19 protein-coding genes are annotated in these 19,663 nt (G+C 50.7%); 12 read left to right on the forward strand and 7 right to left on the reverse strand.

Going from position 1 to position 19,663, the window contains the following annotated elements; genetic code table 11:
- Window positions 1–32 precede the first annotated feature (32 nt).
- The 8 genes from pxpB to AC5FX6_RS14355 all read left to right on the forward strand — a co-directional run bounded on the left by pxpB (window position 33) and on the right by AC5FX6_RS14355 (window position 6,237).
- Window positions 33–767, forward strand: coding sequence for a 5-oxoprolinase subunit PxpB (gene pxpB / locus AC5FX6_RS14320; RefSeq protein ID WP_493597740.1), 735 nt, complete (start codon window positions 33–35; stop codon window positions 765–767).
- Complete coding sequence (locus AC5FX6_RS14325) at window positions 757–1,764, forward strand: 5-oxoprolinase subunit C family protein (protein WP_493597741.1); 1,008 nt, start codon at window positions 757–759, stop codon at window positions 1,762–1,764. Before pxpB ends, AC5FX6_RS14325 begins: the two co-directional genes overlap by 11 nt.
- Window positions 1,761–2,540 carry a 5-oxoprolinase subunit PxpA gene (gene pxpA, locus AC5FX6_RS14330; RefSeq protein WP_493597742.1) on the forward strand — a complete coding sequence of 260 codons (780 nt, stop codon included), beginning with the start codon at window positions 1,761–1,763 and terminating at the stop codon, window positions 2,538–2,540. Before AC5FX6_RS14325 ends, pxpA begins: the two co-directional genes overlap by 4 nt.
- Window positions 2,537–3,727: an NRAMP family divalent metal transporter gene (locus AC5FX6_RS14335; RefSeq protein ID WP_493597743.1), complete on the forward strand. Its 1,191-nt coding sequence runs from the start codon at window positions 2,537–2,539 to the stop codon at window positions 3,725–3,727. The genes pxpA and AC5FX6_RS14335 overlap by 4 nt, the downstream gene beginning before the upstream one ends.
- Window positions 3,728–3,821: 94 nt before the next feature.
- Complete coding sequence (locus AC5FX6_RS14340) at window positions 3,822–4,652, forward strand: CPBP family glutamic-type intramembrane protease (protein ID WP_493597744.1); 831 nt, start codon at window positions 3,822–3,824, stop codon at window positions 4,650–4,652.
- 47 nt (window positions 4,653–4,699) lie between these two features.
- Window positions 4,700–5,257: a GNAT family N-acetyltransferase gene (locus AC5FX6_RS14345; protein WP_493597745.1), complete on the forward strand. Its 558-nt coding sequence runs from the start codon at window positions 4,700–4,702 to the stop codon at window positions 5,255–5,257.
- A gap of 140 nt (window positions 5,258–5,397) precedes the next feature.
- Window positions 5,398–5,913, forward strand: coding sequence for a hypothetical protein (locus AC5FX6_RS14350; RefSeq protein WP_493597746.1), 516 nt, complete (start codon window positions 5,398–5,400; stop codon window positions 5,911–5,913).
- Window positions 5,914–5,946: 33 nt separating this feature from the next.
- Window positions 5,947–6,237, forward strand: a complete 291-nt coding sequence (locus tag AC5FX6_RS14355; RefSeq protein ID WP_493597747.1) for a hypothetical protein — start codon at window positions 5,947–5,949, stop codon at window positions 6,235–6,237.
- Between the two features lie 124 nt (window positions 6,238–6,361).
- On the opposite strand, the gene AC5FX6_RS14360 is transcribed toward AC5FX6_RS14355, so the two are convergent.
- Window positions 6,362–7,882: a magnesium chelatase gene (locus tag AC5FX6_RS14360; protein WP_493597748.1), complete on the reverse strand. Its 1,521-nt coding sequence runs from the start codon at window positions 7,880–7,882 to the stop codon at window positions 6,362–6,364.
- 326 nt (window positions 7,883–8,208) lie between these two features.
- On the reverse strand, window positions 8,209–9,309 hold the full coding sequence (locus AC5FX6_RS14365; RefSeq protein ID WP_493597749.1) for a vWA domain-containing protein: 1,101 nt from the start codon (window positions 9,307–9,309) through the stop codon (window positions 8,209–8,211).
- 156 nt (window positions 9,310–9,465) lie between these two features.
- Here AC5FX6_RS14365 and AC5FX6_RS14370 point away from each other — a divergent pair, with 156 nt between their 5' ends.
- Window positions 9,466–9,747 (forward strand): DUF427 domain-containing protein, encoded by a 282-nt coding sequence (locus AC5FX6_RS14370; protein WP_493597750.1) that lies wholly within the window; start codon window positions 9,466–9,468, stop codon window positions 9,745–9,747.
- A 76-nt stretch (window positions 9,748–9,823) separates the two neighbouring features.
- Here AC5FX6_RS14370 and AC5FX6_RS14375 read toward each other — a convergent pair whose 3' ends face one another.
- The 4 genes from AC5FX6_RS14375 to AC5FX6_RS14390 all read right to left on the reverse strand — a co-directional run bounded on the left by AC5FX6_RS14375 (window position 9,824) and on the right by AC5FX6_RS14390 (window position 13,561).
- Window positions 9,824–10,801 carry an acyl-ACP desaturase gene (locus tag AC5FX6_RS14375; RefSeq protein WP_493597751.1) on the reverse strand — a complete coding sequence of 326 codons (978 nt, stop codon included), beginning with the start codon at window positions 10,799–10,801 and terminating at the stop codon, window positions 9,824–9,826.
- 250 nt (window positions 10,802–11,051) lie between these two features.
- Entirely contained in the window at window positions 11,052–12,020 is a 969-nt protein-coding gene (locus AC5FX6_RS14380) for a glycosyltransferase (RefSeq protein ID WP_493597752.1), read from the reverse strand.
- On the reverse strand, window positions 12,013–13,134 hold the full coding sequence (locus AC5FX6_RS14385) for a DegT/DnrJ/EryC1/StrS family aminotransferase (RefSeq protein ID WP_493597753.1): 1,122 nt from the start codon (window positions 13,132–13,134) through the stop codon (window positions 12,013–12,015). The genes AC5FX6_RS14380 and AC5FX6_RS14385 overlap by 8 nt, the downstream gene beginning before the upstream one ends.
- A gap of 13 nt (window positions 13,135–13,147) precedes the next feature.
- Window positions 13,148–13,561, reverse strand: coding sequence for a sugar 3,4-ketoisomerase (locus AC5FX6_RS14390; RefSeq protein WP_493597754.1), 414 nt, complete (start codon window positions 13,559–13,561; stop codon window positions 13,148–13,150).
- A 68-nt stretch (window positions 13,562–13,629) separates the two neighbouring features.
- Here AC5FX6_RS14390 and AC5FX6_RS14395 point away from each other — a divergent pair, with 68 nt between their 5' ends.
- The 3 genes from AC5FX6_RS14395 to corA are packed head-to-tail and all read left to right on the forward strand — an operon-like array spanning window position 13,630 to window position 16,386.
- Complete coding sequence (locus AC5FX6_RS14395) at window positions 13,630–14,607, forward strand: hypothetical protein (RefSeq protein WP_493597755.1); 978 nt, start codon at window positions 13,630–13,632, stop codon at window positions 14,605–14,607.
- Window positions 14,608–14,611: 4 nt separating this feature from the next.
- Window positions 14,612–15,217: an IMPACT family protein gene (locus tag AC5FX6_RS14400; protein WP_493597756.1), complete on the forward strand. Its 606-nt coding sequence runs from the start codon at window positions 14,612–14,614 to the stop codon at window positions 15,215–15,217.
- A gap of 41 nt (window positions 15,218–15,258) precedes the next feature.
- Entirely contained in the window at window positions 15,259–16,386 is a 1,128-nt protein-coding gene (gene corA / locus AC5FX6_RS14405; protein ID WP_493597757.1) for a magnesium/cobalt transporter CorA, read from the forward strand.
- A gap of 557 nt (window positions 16,387–16,943) precedes the next feature.
- On the opposite strand, the gene AC5FX6_RS14410 is transcribed toward corA, so the two are convergent.
- Window positions 16,944–19,658, reverse strand: a complete 2,715-nt coding sequence (locus AC5FX6_RS14410) for a hypothetical protein (RefSeq protein WP_493597758.1) — start codon at window positions 19,656–19,658, stop codon at window positions 16,944–16,946.
- Window positions 19,659–19,663: the final 5 nt, after the last annotated feature.

Genomic DNA, 19,663 nt, shown 5'->3' on the forward strand with positions numbered 1-19,663 from the left:
AGGTATACAAAGGCACACTAATCAGCACAGGTATGAAGCAAAAAGACATGCAGCTATTCCGGCTATACCCGCTTGGCGACAGTGCCATCACGGTACAGTTTGGCGACAGCATCGACGAAGCGACGCATACCAAAGTGCGCACCTTCAGCAGCTACCTGGAGCGCCATCCCTTCACTGGGTTTGTAGAGCAGGTGCCCGCTTTCAATACCGTCACCGTTTACTATGACCCCTGGCAGGCAAGTAAGCAGGGCTTTCACAACCCTTATACCCACGTAACCGAGCAACTGCAGCATATGCTTAAAGTGGCCCGCGAAAGCGATAAAGCTGCGGCGCCTCGGGTGGTGGAAATCCCGGTGTGCTACAATGGCTCCTTCGGGCCTGACCTGGAGTATGTGGCCCGCCATACCAAGCTTACGCCGCAGGAAGTGATTGCCAGCCATACACGCGGTAAGTACCAGGTATACATGATCGGTTTTGCGCCCGGCTTCCCATACTTGGGCGGCATGGCGAAAAAGCTGGCCACACCCCGCAAGCAAAACCCCAGACCCCGCATCCCTGCCGGATCGGTAGGTATAGCAGGTGGTCAGACGGGCATCTACCCCATCGAGACACCAGGCGGCTGGCAACTGATCGGCCGCACACCACTACGCCTTTTTGACCCAAACCGGGAGCAGCCGAGCTTGCTGCAAGCTGGCGACCAGGTGAGGTTTGTGGCTATTTCAGAAGAAGATTACTGGCAGCGAAACGAACAGGCGCATGGGTCTTGAGATCATGAAACCAGGTATGCTCACCACCTTGCAGGACAAAGGCAGGTATGGGCATCAGAAAGAAGGCATCATCACAAGTGGCGCCATGGATACCTTTGCCTACCGGGTAGCGAACATGCTGGCAGGAAACTCCGCGGAAGAGGCTGTGCTGGAAATAACCCTAACCGGACCCACGATCCTTTTCACAGAAGATCAACTGATCGCCCTGACCGGTGCTGACCTATCTGCTCAGCTCAATGGAGAGACGGTGCGCATGTGGCGTCCATTTTTTGTGAAGAGCGGCAGCATACTATCTTTCGGAGCACCCTTGGCTGGCTGCAGGGCTTACCTGGCCGTGTCAGGCGGGTTTGATATGCCGCAGGTGATGCGTAGCTATGCCACTTACCTGCAGGCAGGTATAGGCGGCTACCAGGGCCGTGCGCTGCAGGCAGGAGACTTTATCCCTTGCCACCCTCCCACTTCAGCAGGTATAGCTCTGTTCTCGCAAGCAACCGGCACTACGGGCGGCCACGATTACACAGCCGCCAGCTGGACACCCGATCCTCAGTTCTATCCTGCTTACAAACCGAACCCGACCATCCGTGCCATCAAGGGTCCTGAATTTGAGCTCTTTTCTGATACCAGCCAGGAGCAGATCTGGGTGGAGCGTTTCCAGGTCTCAAGTCAATCGGATCGGATGGGCTACCGATTGCAGGGTGTATCGCTATACCTGAACGAAGCGACGGAGCTCATCTCCAGCGCCGTTACTTTTGGCACTGTGCAGGTGCCTCCGGACGGCAAGCCGATCGTGCTGATGGCAGATCATCAGACCACAGGAGGTTACCCGCGCATCCTGCAGGTGGTTAGCGTTGATTTGCCTATATTAGCACAGGTCATGCCGGGTCAGACCATCTCGTTTGAGGAAGTATCGCTGGAAGAAGCCCAGCAGCTTTACATGCGGCAGGAACAGAACCTGGTACAGTTGGCACACGCCATCCACCTTAAGCACAACAAATGAACACACCCCTTACCGTTGACCTGAACTGCGACCTGGGCGAAAGCTTTGGCGCCTACCAGATGGGCAACGACGAACAGATCCTCCCGTATGTCACGTCCGCTAACATTGCCTGTGGTTTCCATGCCGGTGACCCTGGCGTGATGCGCAAGACGGTGCAGCTATGCCTGCAGCACAATGTAGCCATCGGCGCTCACCCCGGCCTACCCGACCTGGTGGGCTTTGGAAGGCGCAACCTGGCCGTTTCAGCAGAGGAGGTATACGACATGGTGATCTATCAGATAGGAGCGCTCCAGGCTTTTGTGCAGGCTGAAGGCGGTACCCTGCACCACGTGAAACCGCACGGTGCCCTTTATAACATGGCTGCTACCGACACCCAACTGGCTGAGGCCATTGCTGAAGCCGTGTACAAAGTGAAACCCGAGGCGTTGCTTTACGGCCTGGCCGGAAGTGAATTGATCAGAGCTGCCAACTGGCTGCACCTGGGCGCTGCCAACGAGGTATTTGCTGACCGCACCTACCAGCAGGATGGCACCCTCACCTCCCGCCGCCAGCCGGACGCGCTGATCACTGACTCAGACAAAGCTATCAGCCAGGTGCTGCGCATGGTTCGGGAAGGAAAAGTACAGTCGCAGCAAGGGGCTGATATAGGTATACAGGCTGATTCAGTTTGCATACACGGCGACGGTCCACATGCGCTGGAGTTTGCCCGCCATATACACGAAGCCTTGCAGCGCGAAGGTATAGCGCTTGCTAGTCCAACCGTGCAGCGCCCATGAAGCAGAAACGTAACTGGAGCGTCCTGCTCGGTGCTGCCTTCCTGATGGCGACTTCCGCCGTCGGCCCCGGATTCCTCACCCAGACCACCGTTTTCACGCAGTCGCTAGCAGCAAGTTTTGGCTTTGTGATTCTGGCCTCCATCATCCTCGATATCGGAGTGCAGCTCAATGTGTGGCGTGTAATAGCCGTGTCGGAAAAGCGGGCGCAGGATATTGCCAATATGCTGTTACCGGGCCTTGGTCTGTTTATAGCGGTGCTCATTGTGCTTGGTGGCTTCGCTTTCAACATCGGCAATGTGGGCGGTGCCGGGCTGGGCTTCAACGTGCTCTTCGGAATTTCTCCGGAACTGGGAGCCATTATTGCCGCAGCAATTGCCATCGGCATCTTCCTGGTACGAGAAGCCAAAAAGGTGATGGACCGCTTTGCCCAGATCATGGGCCTGCTTATGATTCTGCTGATCGTATACGTGGCCATCACTTCCTCTCCTCCCCTTGCTGAGGCTGCTGTCAAAACCTTTATACCTGACGAGATCGACTTGATCGCGATCATCACGTTGGTAGGCGGTACGGTCGGTGGCTACATTACCTTTGCGGGCGGCCATCGCTTGCTCGATGCCGGCGTGAAGGGAGAGGCTGCCCTTTCAGAAGTAAATACCAGTGCCGTGTCAGGTATAACAGTCGCTTCCATTATCCGCATTTTTCTGTTCCTGGCAGCGCTCGGTGTGGTGAGCAAAGGGCTGACGCTGGACGAAAGCAATCCACCAGCCTCTGTGTTTCAATTGGCTGCCGGTAACGTTGGGTATAAGCTTTTTGGTATTGTGATGGTGTCAGCGGCGATCACCTCCGTTATCGGATCGGCCTATACCTCCGTTTCCTTTATCAAGTCCTTTCACAAGAGCATTGAGCGTTACGAGAACTGGTTCATCATCGGCTTTATCGTTGTCTCCACTGCTATATTTGTCACTATTGGTCGCCCGGTGCACCTGCTCATTCTGGCCGGCGCTCTCAATGGACTGATCCTCCCCATCACCCTCGGCACCATTTTGATTGCCGCCCATAAAACCAAAATCATCGGCAGGTATAAGCACCCACTGTGGCTGACCATTTTTGGTATTTTGGTGGTGCTGGTGATGGCCTGGATGGGTGGCTATACCTTGGTGAAGCAGCTGCCGGCTTTGTTTGGCTAAGGACTATAGTTCGATAAGAACGAACACTTGAGCCATCAAAAAGTATTTACAATTCGCTATATTGTAGTAAGTTTTCTCACCTTAAACTTCTACCATGGATAGTCTTTCCTCACCAAAACCTGCCATTGCCGGTATCTGGGGCTTTTTTGCTTTGAGTTTTATCTTTTCCTGGTTAATCTGGGGTTCTATCCTGGCATTACCGGTTCCTGGCAATCTGCTGCTGCCTATCATCATCCTCGGTGCCTTCGGACCCTCTTTTGCAGCGATTTACCTGGTGCAGCGCTACGGTAATGCAGCAGAGAAACAAGATTTCTGGAACCGCGTCTTCAATTTTAAGCGGATTGGATGGGCCTGGTACTTCATCATCCTGCTAATTTTTCCGGCTATCTATCTCTTGGGCTACTATATTTATTCCTTTTTTGGTGGTGTACAGCCGCCGTTAGTGAGTTTATTCAGCGGCCTTGATACACCATCTGCTATACTCACTTTCATGCTGATCATCGTATTTGCCGGTCCTGTTTCAGAAGAACTGGGCTGGCGCGGCTACGTACTGGACCCGCTGCAGGAAAAGTATGGCGCTATAGTAGGCAGTCTGATATTAGGTATCTTTTGGATACTCTGGCACTTGCCGTTATTTTTCATCGAAGGCACTTCACAGCACGCCAAAGGCTTTGGCTATCAGTTCTGGTCCTGGTCTTTCCAGCTAATCATGCTTTCTTTTGTATTCACCTGGGTATATAACCACACCAACCGCAGTATACTTGGGGCTATTTTGCTCCATCTGATGGCGAATATGGCGTATCCAACTAACCTGGATATGACCGGGGAATTGATCTTTACTTTAATAAGGCTGTTGATCGTGTTGGTAATTGTAATGGCTTGGAAGCGAAAGGATGTGGCTGGAAAGGAGTTGATAGTAGTATAGGAGTAAGCCCAATAATAGATACTAACATTTTGATACCAGGACCTACTATGTTAATCAGAAAAGCTAAACCTGAAGATTACAATGCCATTGCTTCTTACATTATGTTAGCAATGAACGACATTGTTTATGTTCTCATAGGAGAAAACTCCTCTGCAAAAGCTCTGCAATTTTTGAATTACTTAATTCAGGAAAAAGGCAACCAATACTCTTATGAAAACTGCTGGGTAGTGGAATCTGAAAGCGAAATTGTCGCCGCCGCTATTGTTTATGATGGCGCAAGATTACCGGAGCTCAGAAAACCTGTAGCACTTACATTAAAAGAAATGTTTAACAGGGATTATCATCTTGAAGAAGAAACACAGGCTGGTGAATATTATATCGATTGTGTAGGCGTCGATCCAAATCAACAAGGAAAAGGGATCGGCTCTAAAGTGTTCCAGTTTTTGATCGATGAATATGTCAACCAAAGAGAAGAAACACTGGGATTGCTTGTAGACAAAAAGAATCTGAAGGCCAGACAACTGTACTTGAAATTAGGATTTGAAATCGTTGCTGAAAAAATTCTTGCTGGAAATGAAATGGAGCACCTTCAATTTAGAAAGTAATCTAACTATTAACAGCTTCAATAATTAAGTGGGCTTTAATGCTGTTTATACCTTATCAGCTTAGTGATTCCAGAAAGAAACCACCCCCATCCTCAGCTTATCATACGGATAAACCGTCACCTAGAACCAATACCCTAAATATGAAACACTTTTTACTCACCTTTTTTATTCTAGTATCTGTAAAGACTATCAGTTTCGGTCAGGAACTCACCATTATTCAGGATACCGTTCAAAATTATCGGATTGGAATTCCGATTGGCTGGAAGTACGGTGTACCCGCTGACCAATCCCTGGCCTTAATGGCATTCAGGCAGAAACAGAGCGAAGAAGATGTGCCAAGGGAGAATTTCAACATCAATATCTTACACCGCAATGAAACGGGCCTGGATAATACCTACACTGAATTCCTAAAAAGCATCGGGACTGTCGAAGGATTTAGGATTCTTGAGCAAGGTGATACAGTGATTAATGAAAGAAAGTATAAATTCCTGATAGAAACACATCAGAATAAATACAGCAGAGAGGATATGCACAACTATGTACTCCTTACAAATAAGGATGGCATGATACTGATTTTAACGATGGTGACCATTTCTCCTAATTTTGAAGCATTCAAACCGCTATTTGACCAGATTGCATCTAGCTTACATTTCTAAAGTTGTTGGCTCTTCATACAGCGAAACTATCATATGAACCTCGCCGCCTTCAAAGACAGCCTCTCTGTTCCCACGCCTCCCCCGGAGGCCTCGGTATACCTGCAGGCGATGTGGCATGAGGCAAAGGGTGACTGGGACAAAGCGCACATCCTGATCCAAGACCTGCCTGATAAAACTGCTGCCTGGATTCACGCTTACCTGCACCGCAAAGAAGGCGACACCTGGAATGCGGATTACTGGTACAGTCGCGCTGGCAGAAAACGCCCTGATACCTCGCTTCAGCAAGAATGGGACAGCATCGTCACTGCCTTACTTCAGGTATAGGTCCTTCTCCTCTGAAAGTTTAGATTATTGCCTTCAATACCAGCAATGAAAAAGCCAGAAGCAGCACTTGCACCGCTTCTGGCTTTCACTTTATTAACTTCCGAACTGTATACCTATCTAACTCTTAAAAGTCATCCTCGTCTTCTTCTTCACCAAAGCTCGGCATGGTGAACATACCGCTGAGCAGGTCCTTAAACTGCAGGCCGGTGCTGAGTCGGTTTTTGCTGAGCTGGCTGTGCTCTGCCAGGCCGTGCAAGGCAAATTCCATCATGAACAGCTTCTCTTCGCCTTTTGCTTCTGAGCGGTGCTTTTCTACCAGTTCGCTTAGGCCAGGTATAGCTTGAAGGGCTTTCTTGTATTCCGTGGCAGGCGCGTCATTCAGTATATCAACCGTATTGCCGTCGCCAAACCAATCAGTAATTTTCTTGTACGGATTTCCTTCTTTTGATTTTTTGGCCTTGTCAGGGTCAGGGAAGTAATGGAGGAATTGCGTACGGATGGCTTTACCCATCAGCACCTGCGCCACATGTCCTGCGCCTTCCTGCTCTCCTTCGTACACGAGCTCCACTTTACCCGTCACGGCAGGTATGGTGTTCAGAAAATCCGACAAGCGCACATAGGTTTTGCTTTCGCCGTTCAATAAAGCCCGTCGCTCGGCAGCACTCAGTAAGCTCTCAAAAGCTGAGATAGTCAGACGTGCCGACACGCCGCTCTTGGCATCGACATACTCACTCTCACGGGCTTCAAAGGCTACCTGCTCTATCAGGTCACTGATGATGTCGTTGGTAGTCACCAGTTGCTCTTGCTCATCTTTAATATGCGCTTCCTGCTTTGTGATCTTCTTGCCGATCTCGATGGATTTCGGATAATGCGTGATGATCTGCGAGTCAATACGGTCTTTCAGTGGGGTTACAATCGAGCCTCGGTTAGTATAGTCCTCGGGGTTGGCTGTGAACACAAACTGGATATCGAGCGGCAGGCGCACCTTAAAACCCCGGATCTGGATGTCGCCTTCCTGCAAAATATTGAACAGGGATACCTGAATACGGGCCTGCAAATCGGGTAACTCATTGATCACGAAAATGCACCGGTGCGAACGCGGAATCAGGCCGAAATGGATCACCCGTTCATCAGAGTAAGGCAGTTTCAACGTAGCCGCTTTGATGGGGTCCGCATCGCCGATCAGGTCAGCTACTGACACGTCAGGGGTTGCCAGCTTCTCGGTATACCTGTCGGAGCGGTGCAGCCAGCTGATGGGCGTATCATCGCCATGCTCGTGCACCAGGTCTTTGGCAAAGCGCGAAAGCGGCTGCAAGGGGTCGTCATTCAGCTCGGAGCCCTGCACAACAGGTATGTACTCGTCTAGCAAATCCACCATCAGGCGGGCAATGCGTGTTTTGGCCTGTCCGCGTAAACCGAGTAAGTTGATGTGGTGCATCGACAGGATAGCCCGCTGCAGGTCCGGCACCACGGTTTCTTCATAGCCCCAAATGCCCGGGAACACTTCTTCTTTGCGCTGCAGCTTGCTGATCAGGTTACGACGCAGCTCCTGCTTTACAGTCTGTGGCTCGTACCCTGCACCACGAAGCTGGCCTAGGGTTTTGATCTTAAGTAAGTTCTCTGCTGGTATGTCTTTGTATTGCATTCTTTTTTGGTTGAATGACTGTTGAAATGTTTACTTTTTAAGGACTCTAACCCGATAAATCGTATCTTGTTTTTATGAGAAAGATTCCTCTTTATAAAATGCTGGAAATGATTGGGCTTTTGCTTGTTCTAATCGCCATCATATCCAGACTGTATTTTGAGTTAAGCACTGCTGTTTATTACACTGTATTGGGTGCCTTGATTCTTCTGTTTTTGTATGCCTATTCACTGAAGAAAAAGCAATCGTAACAGTCTTGTAGCTGAAGTCGCTTCGTAGCTAATAGACACTCACAGGTCTGGAAGACGCTGTGAGGTCTGTATCAAATCTTAAAAGCTCTTCTTGCGGTTACGCCCGTAGTCACGGAACACCAGGTGTCCTAAACCTTTCAGCGAGCTGTAGTAGGCCTGGCCGTTGTTCACTTTGGTAAACTCGTCTACGAATTGTTGCAGGTATGGGTCCGAAGCGATCATAAAAGTGGTGATCGGAATCTTGATGCGTCGGCAAGCCGCTGCCAGGTTCAAGGTTTTATTGACCACCTTGCGGTCCAGCCCAAAGCTGTTTTTGTAATAGTGCACCCCCTCTTTCAAGCAGGTCGGTTTACCGTCCGTAATCATAAAGATCTGCTTATTGGGCGTCTTGCGCTTCCGCAGGATATCCATCGCCAGTTCAAGCCCCGCCACCGTGTTGGTGTGGTAGGGACCCACTTCCAGATATGGCAGGTCTTTTATTTCGATCTGCCAGGCGTCGTTGCCAAACACGATCACATCCAGGGTGTCTTTCGGGTACTTCTGCTTTACCAGTTCAGCAAGTGCCATAGCTACTTTTTTGGCTGGTGTGATGCGGTCTTCACCGTACAGGATCATGGAGTGCGAGATGTCAATCATCAGCACCGTGGCCGATTGCGTTTTGTGCTCTGTCTCCATTATCTCGAGGTCCTGCTCTGTGAGCCGGAAGTCTGAGAGGCCGTGGTTGATCTGGGCATTGCGGATCGAGTCAGTCATGGAGATCTGCTCGATCGCATCCCCGAACCGGTACTCGCGGCGGTCCGTGCTGGCCTCATCGCCTATACCTGTCTGCGGAGTCGCATGGCTGCCTTTGCCGCCTTTCTTTAGTTTCCCAAAGATTTCCTCCAGCGCACTTTTCCGGATGTTTTGTTCGCTCTTGGCGGTCAGTTTCAGCACCCCCTCTTCCTGCGGATTCTCGTCGATGTACCCGTTCTTCTTCAGGTCTTCAATGAAATCGCCTATACCATACTCATCGCCGGTGAGGCCATACTGCTTGTCCAGCGAGCTAAGCCATGACAGCGCTTCGGCCACATCGCCGGAGGTAATCATCACCAGCTGCAGAAAGATCTTCAGCAGCGACTCGAAACCCTGCTTATCGTCCTGCGGCGGAATGTACTCTGCAAATCTATATCCTATACTCATATGCTCTCTCCTGATTTATAACCTAACAACGCTGCACAGGCGAATGTTCTTGCGCACCGGTTCTTATACGTACAATATCGCACAAGCACAGGTATGGTAACAATAAGCCGCATGCGGGAGTACCATATATACAGATACTAACCAAACCAAATTACTATGAAAGCAATATTCAACAATATCGTAATAGCAGATAGCGACCGTACCGTCAAGGTGGGCGGCAAGCATTATTTTCCACCAAACAAAGTAAACCCCCAATACCTGGAAGAAAGCAGGACGCACACCACACAGGAAGGTATGGGCGAGGCTTCTTTCTATCATGTAAAAGTAAACGGGGAAGTCGAGCTGGATGCAGCCTGGTACTACCCGGATCCCGATAAAAAGGCGGAAGAGATCCGAAGCTACATTGCCTTTACAGATGCTATTGAACTTAAAGATTAACGATTACTCATAAAAAGAGCGGGGCCTGTCAGATTAATGACAGGCCCCGCTCTTTTTATGGGTTGATAACACCGGATTAGTCGATCCAGCGGAATTTATAGTCTAGTTGTGGTGCTCGCATGCGCTCCGCTACTCTTCTGAGGCGGTCTGGCAGAGCTGTCAAATAATCGCGGGCACGTTCGCCGGCATCATTCAAGCCAGTCACTGATTCCAGTTTCCACTCTTTCACAAGGTCTTTCAGAATGTCTGTGTAGTCGAGGGCCGTGTATACGTTAATGCGCTGCGCAGCATCGGTAAAGTGACCGAATGTCTTGCCCATGTCCACACCAAGCTCACGCATGTAGTGGGCTGGCATTACGATCTTTTTGCGCATCATATCTTCAAAAGCCAGCATCATTTCATTCGGATCGGCCTCAAATATTTTGCCTACAAAAGCCTTATATGCTTTGGCGTGACGTGCTTCGTCAGAAGCCACATAACCGCAAAGTTTTGCCAACATACCGTCGCCCTGCTTCTTGGCGATCTGGGCCACGCGGCGGTGCGACAGGTTGGTAGCTGTTTCCTGGAATGAGGTATACACGAAGGCGCGATACGGGTCATTGTCAGTCTGCAGGTCGAAGCCATCGGCAATCAGGTACTGCGTAGAAGCCTCCATTTCACGCATGTTGATACGACCGGTCAGGTATAGGTATTTGTTCAGCAGATCACCGTGACGGTTCTCCTCGGCTGTCCAGGCACGGTTCCACTTCATCCATGGGCTGTCCTCGTTGCTTGGCACATCCTTAATCGACATCAACCAACTTTCGTAAGTCGGGAGTGCTTCTTCTGTGATCGTATCACCTACCAGAACAGCAAGCAGGTCATAACTCAGGTCACGGGCACGCTCCTGTAGGTTTTTAATCTCTTCAAAGAAATTCTCCATACGGGCGTCAGGCAGCAAGTCAGCAGGCTGCCAACTGTCTTCAACAGATTTGAGAAACTCTGTCATCTTTTCCTGGACAAAGCTTTCCATCCATTTCATGACTTCTACACGGGAGGCAATGGCTGTAATCATGGTGTTGTTTTAGGCGATTGAATTTCAAATATAGGCATTTATGCTAAAATAGTCATCCGCAGGTTAATATTAAGTTAACTCACTGCTAAAAAAGGAGTTCGGATTTAGAAGCGTGTTTAAACTTCATCCTGTCATTTCTCAAATGCGCAACTCATCAAACACGCCTGGGATAACTAATACTTACGCAGAAATAGAAAACAGTTTACATGTTTACCTTCAATGTGTAGTAAGTCCCTGACAGAGTGCAATTTCAGCGATTTAAAATCTTCTGGTACAGCACTCTAAGGAAGCGTAGATCTACTTTAAGTTTATTCAGGAAGTGCAAGGTATGGTATACCGGCCCGAGGCCAGCGTGCTGTCGGAGCAGGCTCAGGAACTCCTCGGCCTGCTGGTAGTGGCCGGTCAGGAAGGCATGTCGGGCTTCATATTGCAGGCGGCGGGTCAGGGCGCTGCTGTCTTCAGGACTTTGCACCAGTTTCATGGCTTTCTGGCAAACGATCACGGTGGAGGCCAGCTGTCTGTCGCCCGGTTTGTACCACTGCTGCGAAAGGGAGTTGGCATGCAGACGGCGCCTGGTCGTAACGGCATCGAGAAAGAAGTATTTATACCTGCGGGAGGAGCGCACCCAGAAGTCAAAGTCCTCATAAGCCAGTGACTCGTCGTAGCCCTGCAGGTCCTCAAAAACTTGACGTTTCATCATCATAGTAGGCGGACAAACGAAGTAGCGACCCAGCAGATGGTGAAAGATGTCGCCGGAAGGTGCAAAGGAAACAACCTCCCCCGCCTGGTTACGCTGGCAGTGATACCGAACATGCTGGCCATTATCATCGATGTATGCTGCATCCGAGTAGATGACACCATAAGTATGATCCAGTTTTTCGAACGCCTCGACTTGCTGTGCCACCCGATCAGGCAGGAGCACGTCATCAGTAGCGAAGTCAATGATATAAGCACCTTTAGAAGCCTGCCAGGCCAAGTTGAAGGCCCTGGTATTGCCTTGGTTAGTGCCCGTACTCATGAAGGTGAGCTGCGGGTATTGCCGGATGTACTTCTGAATGATGCTCACACTATTATCCGTGCTGCAGTCATCCATGATGATGATCTCCAGATTCGGATAAGTCTGTGCCAGTACCGAGTCCAGCGCCTCAGCAAGAAAATGCTCGTGGTTGTAGCAAAGGCAGATAACCGACACCAGCGGAAGTGAAGCAGGATCAGCCATGGCGCTCAAAAAAAGTGTGTATCCAAGAGATCACTGCTTCCTGTTCAGCCGCTGTCATCCCCGGAAAAAGCGGCAGACTCAGACTTGTTTCGGCCAACTCTTCTGCTACCGGAAAGCTTCCCTCTTGATATCCTAAATAGGTATAGGCTTCCTGCAAATGAACGGGCACCGGATAGTGGATAGCGGTCTGTATACCTTGCGCTAACAGGTATAGCTGCAAGGCGTCGCGGTGCTTTGTGCGGATGTTGAAGATGTGGTATACGTGGGTGCAGTCCGGTGCTGTGACAGGCAACACCAGGTCGCCCATACCTTGCAGCCTGGTCAGGTACACCTGCGCCAGTCGCTGACGCTCGCTGTTCAGCGCATCGAGGTGCTGCAGCTTGATGCGGAGCGCCGCTGCCTGCAGTGTATCAAGGCGGGAATTGATGCCGACGATCTGGTTATGGTATTTCTGCTGCTGTCCATAGTTGCGGTACATGCGGGCGTAGTTCGCCAATTTAGAATCTGAGGTAACGACAGCGCCCCCATCACCCAACGCACCCAGGTTTTTGGTCGGGTAAAAACTGGTGGCGCTGATATGGCCAAAACTACCTACCGAACGGCCTTTGTAGCTGGCTCCTTGTGCCTGGGCAAAGTCTTCTATGATACTCAGGTTATGCTGCTCCGCCAGTTCCAGGAAACCTGCCATCTCGCAAGCCTGCCCATACAGGTGCACAGGTATAATGGCTTTAGTACGGGGAGTCATGTGCGCAGCTGCCTCTGTAGCAGTCAGGTTGTAGGTATAGCGGTCCGGCTCGGCTAGCACAGGTATAGCACCTACCTGTACCACGGCATTCACGGTCGCGATAAACGTATTGGCCGGCACGATCACTTCGTCGCCTGCTCCTATACCTGTGGCTTTCAAAGCTACTACCAGCGCATCGTAGCCATTGCCCAGCCCAATGGCCATCCCAGCCTGCACATAATCGGCAAATTCGCATTCGAAAGCACTCACTTCCTCTCCCAAGATATACTGTTGACCACGGACAGCACCAAGCAGCGCTTCTTCCACCAGCCGGTTTATACCTGCAGGGAAATCACGGAAAGCAAAATACGGGATCTGGATGGTGGGCATGGGCATAGACTTGTTACAGGGCCAGGTGTGCTACCAGGCGCTGAAAAGTGGCATAGTCACGAATATAGTCAGACTCTTCGAAATCAGTAGAGGTCATGCAGACAGCAATGGTGCTTGGCGCAAAGTGCAGATCGGTCCAACACATGGCTGGTATGTATAGCCCCACGGCAGGATTGTCCAGTACGAAAGTTTGCTTGCTTTTCCCATTGTCTGTTTCCACAGTGATGCTTCCATTAGCGGCAACCAGCACTTCCTCGGTGGCTTTGTTGGCATGCTGTCCGCGCAGCACACCCGCTGGAGTACCGTATGTCCAAAACACCCGCTTGATCGCAAAGGGGATGTTTTGGGTCAGCTGTGTAGAGGCGATAAAGCCAATGGCTTGACTACCGGTTTCGGTAAAGTGGATCAGGTATGGCGTGGCAGACAAAAGGAAAAATTTAGTGCTGCCACAAATTAAAACAATTTCGGTTAATGTGCCTATAAAAGGGGCATGGCTTGGCGCTTGCTCACGCTTCTGTTACTTTTGCAAATCAGGTCCTGTTACAGGACCTTGCTGCTATACCTATGCTATACCTGATCCTGAGTGTGCTGTCGGGCGTTTCGCTCGTGTTTATCTTCAAGCTTTACCAACGCTTCAATGTGCATACGTTTCAGGCTATTGTGGTCAATTACATAGTCTGCATCGTGGTAGGGCTGGCCTTTCCGGGAGGGGCCGATGTGCTGCAGACGGGCGTGTTTCAGAAGTCTTGGGCGCCGCATGCTCTGGTGCTGGGCGCTGTCTTTATAATCGCTTTCTACCTGATCGCACTTACCACCCATAAAGTAGGCGTGACGGCAGCCTCCGTGGCCACCAAGATCTCGCTGGTTATACCTGTGCTATTTAGTCTGCTGGTATTGCAGACCAGCCTGAAAGAATATACAGCCGTGAATTACCTGGGTATGGCGCTGGCCTTAGTCGCCATTGTGCTTTCCTCGGTACGCCCTGGCTCCGAGGGCGACAAACCCGGGGCTCGTTCGCTCACCTTTGTGCTCCCGTTCATTATTTTCCTGTGCGGTGGTTTTGCCGACTCGCTTATCAATTACGTGAACGAGTATCACCTTCAGGCCCATGAAGCTAGTCAGTTTACGATGCTGACCTTTACCGCATCCGCAGTGCTCGGTTTTGTGGTACTGCTGTACATGCTCATGAGTGGCCGCACTTTTTTTCGGTTGAAAAGCATCTGGGCAGGTATAGTGCTGGGCATTCCCAATTATTTCTCTATCTTTTTCCTGATCAAAGCGCTATCCGCTTTTGGCAACGACGGAGCCTTTCTCTATCCGGTCAATAACATAGGCATTATCATGGCGGGTGCTCTGGGCGCAGTGGTCTTGTTTCGTGAGAAGCTAAGCAAAATAAATCTTGCTGGCCTCGGGCTGGCTGTGTTGGCCCTCGTACTGCTTTCGTATCAGGAAATCGCCTCGAATTTGTTTTAAGTATATGGAAGACACCTACCGCACCATCGAAGCCCCTTCTGAAGGCCTTTACAAAGAAAAAGGGAGTAAGTTCATCGCCCTGGCCTACCCGGTCTATACTGAGGAAGAGGTAAAAGAAGTGCTCGCTGATCTGCGCAAGCAGTACTACGATGCCCGCCATCACTGCTACGCTTACAGCCTGGGCGCCGATAAGAGTCGCTACCGTGCCAACGATGACGGCGAGCCCAACCATTCCGCCGGCGACCCCATCCTGGGCCAGATCCGCTCCTTCGACCTGAGCAATGTGCTGGTAGTAGTGGTACGTTACTTCGGCGGCACCAAACTCGGCGTCAGCGGCCTGATCACCGCTTACAAGACCGCCACTGCCGAAGCCCTCACTAACGCTACGATCATCGAAAAACATGAAACTGCTTTCCTGCAAGTGCACTTCGCCTACCCACAGATGAACGACGTGATGAGCCTGGTAAAAGAATACGAACTTGGCGTCAAAGACCAGCAATTCGAACTCGACTGCCGCATGACTTTGGAAGTCCGAAAGAAACTGGAGGAAGAAGTGAAAGGAAAATTTGAGGGGATTGAGGGAGTTACGGTCGAGGCAGAATTGCTCTAATTTTTACTAACTTGTACAGTTGCATTACACCCTGGCACACCATGGCTAAAAAGAAACGACACCGCTCGCGACATAAAATCCTTGATCGCAAACTCGGCATCAGCCCGGGTTCCCTCTTTATATCTGCTGAGGCGCATGCCCCACGCTACTTCCTGATGTCATTCAACGAACAACTATTCAAAGAACAGGAATTCTTCTCTTATGCCGAACTGGTGCAGCAGGTAAAGTCGCAGCCCGAGGCGACCCACTGGATTGACATACGGGGCTACGCTGACCTGACCATGCTGGAGCTACTCAAGCAGGACTTCAGTATACACTCGCTACAGATGGAGGACGTGATCAACGATTACCAGCGCCCCAAAGTAGATGAACTGGATGACCGTCTTTTTATCATCACCCGCATGCTTCGCTGGAAGGAAGAGCACCATACCCTGGACGATGTGCAGCTGTCTGTCTTCTCGGGTCCCAACTATGTCCTCACCCTGCAGAGTGACTACGAGGACTGCCTGGACCCGCTCCGTGAGCGCATCCGGGTAGGCAAAGGCATCATCCGGCAGCGCCCACCCATGTATGTGGTGTATGCCATCCTGGACGTGGTACTCGATTACTACTTCCCGGTAATGGGGGCCATCGGCACTTACATTGAAGAACTGGAGCAAAAGATTCTCGACAAGCCATCGAAGCAGACCTTGCGCGAGATTCTGGACCTCAAGAATGAACTGATCAAGCTGCGTCGCATTGCCTGGCCGGAGCGTGACAAGATGAACGAACTGCTGCGCATGGACGAGGATATTATACCTGATAACCTGAAGGTATACTTCCGCGATGCCTACGACCACACCATCCAGTTGATCGACCTGATTGACAGCCACAAGGAGATGTCGACCAGTTTAGTGGAGCTCTATATGTCTACTGTGAGCAACCGCATGAACGAGATCATGAAAGTGCTCACTATCATCTCGAGTATCTTTATCCCGCTGAGCTTTATTGCCGGGGTGTACGGTATGAACTTCTCGCGTGAAGACCCCGACACAGGTGAGGTATTCCGACTGAGTATGCCGGAACTCTACCAGCCCTATAGCTACCCGATCCTGATGATACTGATGACGACACTGGTCTTGGTGCAGCTATACATGTTTTATAAGAAAGGCTGGTTTAAGAGTTTCTAGAGTTTTTGTTACATCATGTTCTTAAACTAGTTACGTTCTGCGTTATTTATACCTTAGGCAGGAGAGACACATTTTTAAAATGAACCCAAAGTATTTTGTCATTCTGAAAGAAACTTGGTAGAAAAAAAGGGACCTACCCCTGGGAGGTTAAGCCTTAGTTATGAAAAGCCACAATTACTTTGTCTACATCACAACCAACCTGAGCAAAACGGTGCTTTATGTGAGTATGACAAATGATCTGGACAAATGATCTGGTGTATCGCCTTGAACTGCATAGGAAAACAGAGGCAAGGCTGAGGCTTTTGCTGGCCGCTACTTCTGTTACAAGTTACTCTACTATGAACGCTATACCTATGTACAACATGCAATAGGAGTTGAAGAGCTGGAGTCGCGAAAAGAAGATAGAACTTATCAAAAGTGAGAATCCATACATGCGATTTCTAAAAGCTGATCCTTGAGTAACAGCCCTATCCCCTTGGCTACCAAGACCCTTACAGGATGACAGAAAAAAGTAGAATGAAACTACTTAGTAGAACAGTAGGGAGGATTGAGCAGTTCTAATTAGGCAGTTTGAATTTCAGCTTTTGCAATTCGTTGCGATGCACCTTATACACAGTATAGTTGTTACCTACCTCATTGTAATGAATGCTCACGGCTTGATTGCTCTCTAATGATCTGCCCCCGATCAGCCCGGCATCCGGACCATACAGGTAAGTCTTCTGCGGGCCGGTTTCGGTGATGGCGTATACCTGGTTGCCACCTCCAAAGTTGAAGTACTGCACGATCTTGGGAGCTGAGGTCACGTAGCGCTTCTCAAACAGTTCCTTCAGGTCCTGGTCGAAAGCGGCTACTTTGCCCTGGTCCTGGCGCACAATAATGAAGGAACGACCGCTCACATCGGGCACCAAGTCAAACATGGCACTTTTGCTCGGGCGTGGCAGCTGTTCCCGCTTCACGATCTGCCCCTGCAGGTTAAACTCCACTACCTCGCCATAGCGGGTCACGACGGTAACAACTGAGCGACGTAAGTCGGCGCCCGCCCGTATCACACCTTCCGAAGTAATGGGCACCCGCAAGCTGAATGGGAAACCTGGATAAGTTTCGCCTTTGGTATTGAGCGCGTATACGTAGCCGTTTTCGAGCAGCACCAGTATGACATCGCGTCCGCCGACCCGTACATGCTGAGGGGTAGCGGCCAGGCGGTAGTCCATGCGGCGTGGTTGCCAGCCTGGTATCATGTTGCCGCGTGTGTCGAACATATAGAGGTTGCCCAGGGCATCATCCACCAAAAAGCGATAGTCACGGTTTTTCTCGAAGTCAAACACAGCCAGACGCTGCAGGCGCATGGTGTCGCTTACGTTGAACGGAAAATGCTCCAGATCGCGACCCAGGTTGTCGATGGCCTGTATGCGGGTAGCCGTTGCGAACACGTAGCGCAGTCGTTTGTCGTTGCCGAGCTCCACTTGCTGCAAAGTGCCCCGCACCGGAGTTTGCAGGGAGTCGGTCCAGCCACGGGCTCCTGTGGCGGTAATATTGTGCAGCACCTGCATGGAGTCCTGCACGACCACTTCACGGCTGCGGTCTATGGCGTTCTGAATCGGGTAAGGCGGCGATATGATTCTGCTGGCGAAAGGAATGGTCAGCTCTTCTTCAAAGCCTTCCTGGCCACCATCATTGCTGCGCTCCTGTCTCCTGAAAAGGACACTGGTATAGTACTGATTTTCGGCGCGGGCAAACTGTACGCTCACCTGGTTAAAGCGCCTGATCAGACTCGAGTTCTGCAACAGGTCCTCCCGGTTTTCTTCCTGCACATAGCGATTCAGAATATACCAGGCATTCACAGTGTTCAGGTATAGGCTGAAGTTTCCCTCTTGCAGCGTTTCCTCCAGAAAGGACTTTTGGGCCACCGAGCGTCCCCATACCTCTCCTGCATTGATGTCGTCGATGAGAGCACGCAGGCTGGCAATATCCGGCGAGAAGATCATGTAATTGTCAAGCTGCAGTATGTAGCTCTGCTCAAATCCGGTGAACAAACTGCCAAACAGACGAGCCGGCAACTCTTCCAGATCGAGCAGCTGCAAGGTATAGTTGCCGTACTTTTCCGTGTAGATTCTCTCGTTTTGCGTTTTGCTTAGCTGTTCTGCCAGGGCCTGTAGCCGAGCCCCGGTTTTGCCACTGCTTTCCATGCGGGCAAATACCATTTTATCGGGACTTGTGTTCATGTTGTAGGACTCCATGTAAGCGAGTGCTACTTCCTGGCTGTATGAGCGGGCCAGGCTATCAATGGCGGGACTGTACGCGTCCTGAGGCGCTTTACTATCCCGCAGACGCGCCACCTCTCCTACACCGAAGTGCATCAGCATAGCCGTGCGGGTCGGCAACAGCAATTTAATATCGAGTGGGCGGGGTTTGGATGGGTGCAGTTGCGCTTGAAAAGAGCCTTTGAGTGTTTCTGGGTTAGAGAAGCCGTTCAGGAAAAGCTTGTTCCGGTCAAGCTTGAGCTCAAGCATGGCATTCCGGCAAAAACTACTCAGGTAGCGTACCTGCGGCATCAGGTCTTCCTGCACAAAAAGCCCCAACAGGTCAGGCAGGGCGCGGTAGTTTACAAATACATTGGCATACACATCGTCCTGGCTCAGGTAGTTCACCTTTTTGTAGTCAGCTGCTATGGAAGTCAGCTTTCCACGATTGATGCGCCGTACGATCTCCTCAACCAATACCGGCGAGGCACTCAGGATGATGTTGTTGTGATAAGAGAAATAGGTAAAACCGGTTCCCAGTTGCGTGTTCGTAACATCGGTGATGAGCATGCCCTGGTATTCGCGACTCTGCTCTGTAAAGGTCGGGCTTTTGACAATGTTCTCGGTGAGGGTACGCAGAAAGCGGTGCTCCCCCACTGACACCACCGGTATGTAATACACAAACTCCACATCGGTTTTGCCCAGTACATGGATCGAGGTGATTATGCTCTTCTTGTCCAGAAAGCGGTCGAGGCGTTGGTTGCCAGGGGCCACACTGTCGAGCATGGCCATGTTCTCGTGGAAGCGCTGTGCCACCGGAAGCATGGAGAAAGTTTCCCAGAGAGCGGTCTCCTCCAGATGCGCTTTCAGGTCGCTGTGGTTGTTGGTCTCTACTACAAAAGCAGCTGTTTCAGGCACCAGTGTCCAAAGGTCCACCTTCAGTCGGGAGTCTTGCCACCTGCTAAAGCCATAATAGACCAGAGAGGCCAGCACTACAAATGCGATGAAGTATAAGACAATGCGTTGCGGCATAGTGA

This window comes from Pontibacter sp. LHS2 (assembly GCF_058932845.1).

Coding starts and splice junctions, on each gene's coding strand:
- AC5FX6_RS14380 (WP_493597752.1), bottom strand. CDS start 12,020: ATGGCTGATCCTGCTTCACTTCCGCTGGTGTCGGTTATCTGCCTTTGC.
- AC5FX6_RS14410 (WP_493597758.1), bottom strand. CDS start 19,658: ATGCCGCAACGCATTGTCTTATACTTCATCGCATTTGTAGTGCTGGCC.
- AC5FX6_RS14385 (WP_493597753.1), bottom strand. CDS start 13,134: ATGCCCACCATCCAGATCCCGTATTTTGCTTTCCGTGATTTCCCTGCA.
- AC5FX6_RS14365 (WP_493597749.1), bottom strand. CDS start 9,309: ATGAGTATAGGATATAGATTTGCAGAGTACATTCCGCCGCAGGACGAT.
- AC5FX6_RS14340 (WP_493597744.1), top strand. CDS start 3,822: ATGGATAGTCTTTCCTCACCAAAACCTGCCATTGCCGGTATCTGGGGC.
- pxpB (WP_493597740.1), top strand. CDS start 33: ATGAAGCAAAAAGACATGCAGCTATTCCGGCTATACCCGCTTGGCGAC.
- AC5FX6_RS14360 (WP_493597748.1), bottom strand. CDS start 7,882: ATGCAATACAAAGACATACCAGCAGAGAACTTACTTAAGATCAAAACC.
- AC5FX6_RS14325 (WP_493597741.1), top strand. CDS start 757: ATGGGTCTTGAGATCATGAAACCAGGTATGCTCACCACCTTGCAGGAC.
- AC5FX6_RS14350 (WP_493597746.1), top strand. CDS start 5,398: ATGAAACACTTTTTACTCACCTTTTTTATTCTAGTATCTGTAAAGACT.
- AC5FX6_RS14375 (WP_493597751.1), bottom strand. CDS start 10,801: ATGATTACAGCCATTGCCTCCCGTGTAGAAGTCATGAAATGGATGGAA.
- AC5FX6_RS14345 (WP_493597745.1), top strand. CDS start 4,700: ATGTTAATCAGAAAAGCTAAACCTGAAGATTACAATGCCATTGCTTCT.
- AC5FX6_RS14400 (WP_493597756.1), top strand. CDS start 14,612: ATGGAAGACACCTACCGCACCATCGAAGCCCCTTCTGAAGGCCTTTAC.
- AC5FX6_RS14335 (WP_493597743.1), top strand. CDS start 2,537: ATGAAGCAGAAACGTAACTGGAGCGTCCTGCTCGGTGCTGCCTTCCTG.
- AC5FX6_RS14370 (WP_493597750.1), top strand. CDS start 9,466: ATGAAAGCAATATTCAACAATATCGTAATAGCAGATAGCGACCGTACC.
- AC5FX6_RS14355 (WP_493597747.1), top strand. CDS start 5,947: ATGAACCTCGCCGCCTTCAAAGACAGCCTCTCTGTTCCCACGCCTCCC.
- corA (WP_493597757.1), top strand. CDS start 15,259: ATGGCTAAAAAGAAACGACACCGCTCGCGACATAAAATCCTTGATCGC.
- pxpA (WP_493597742.1), top strand. CDS start 1,761: ATGAACACACCCCTTACCGTTGACCTGAACTGCGACCTGGGCGAAAGC.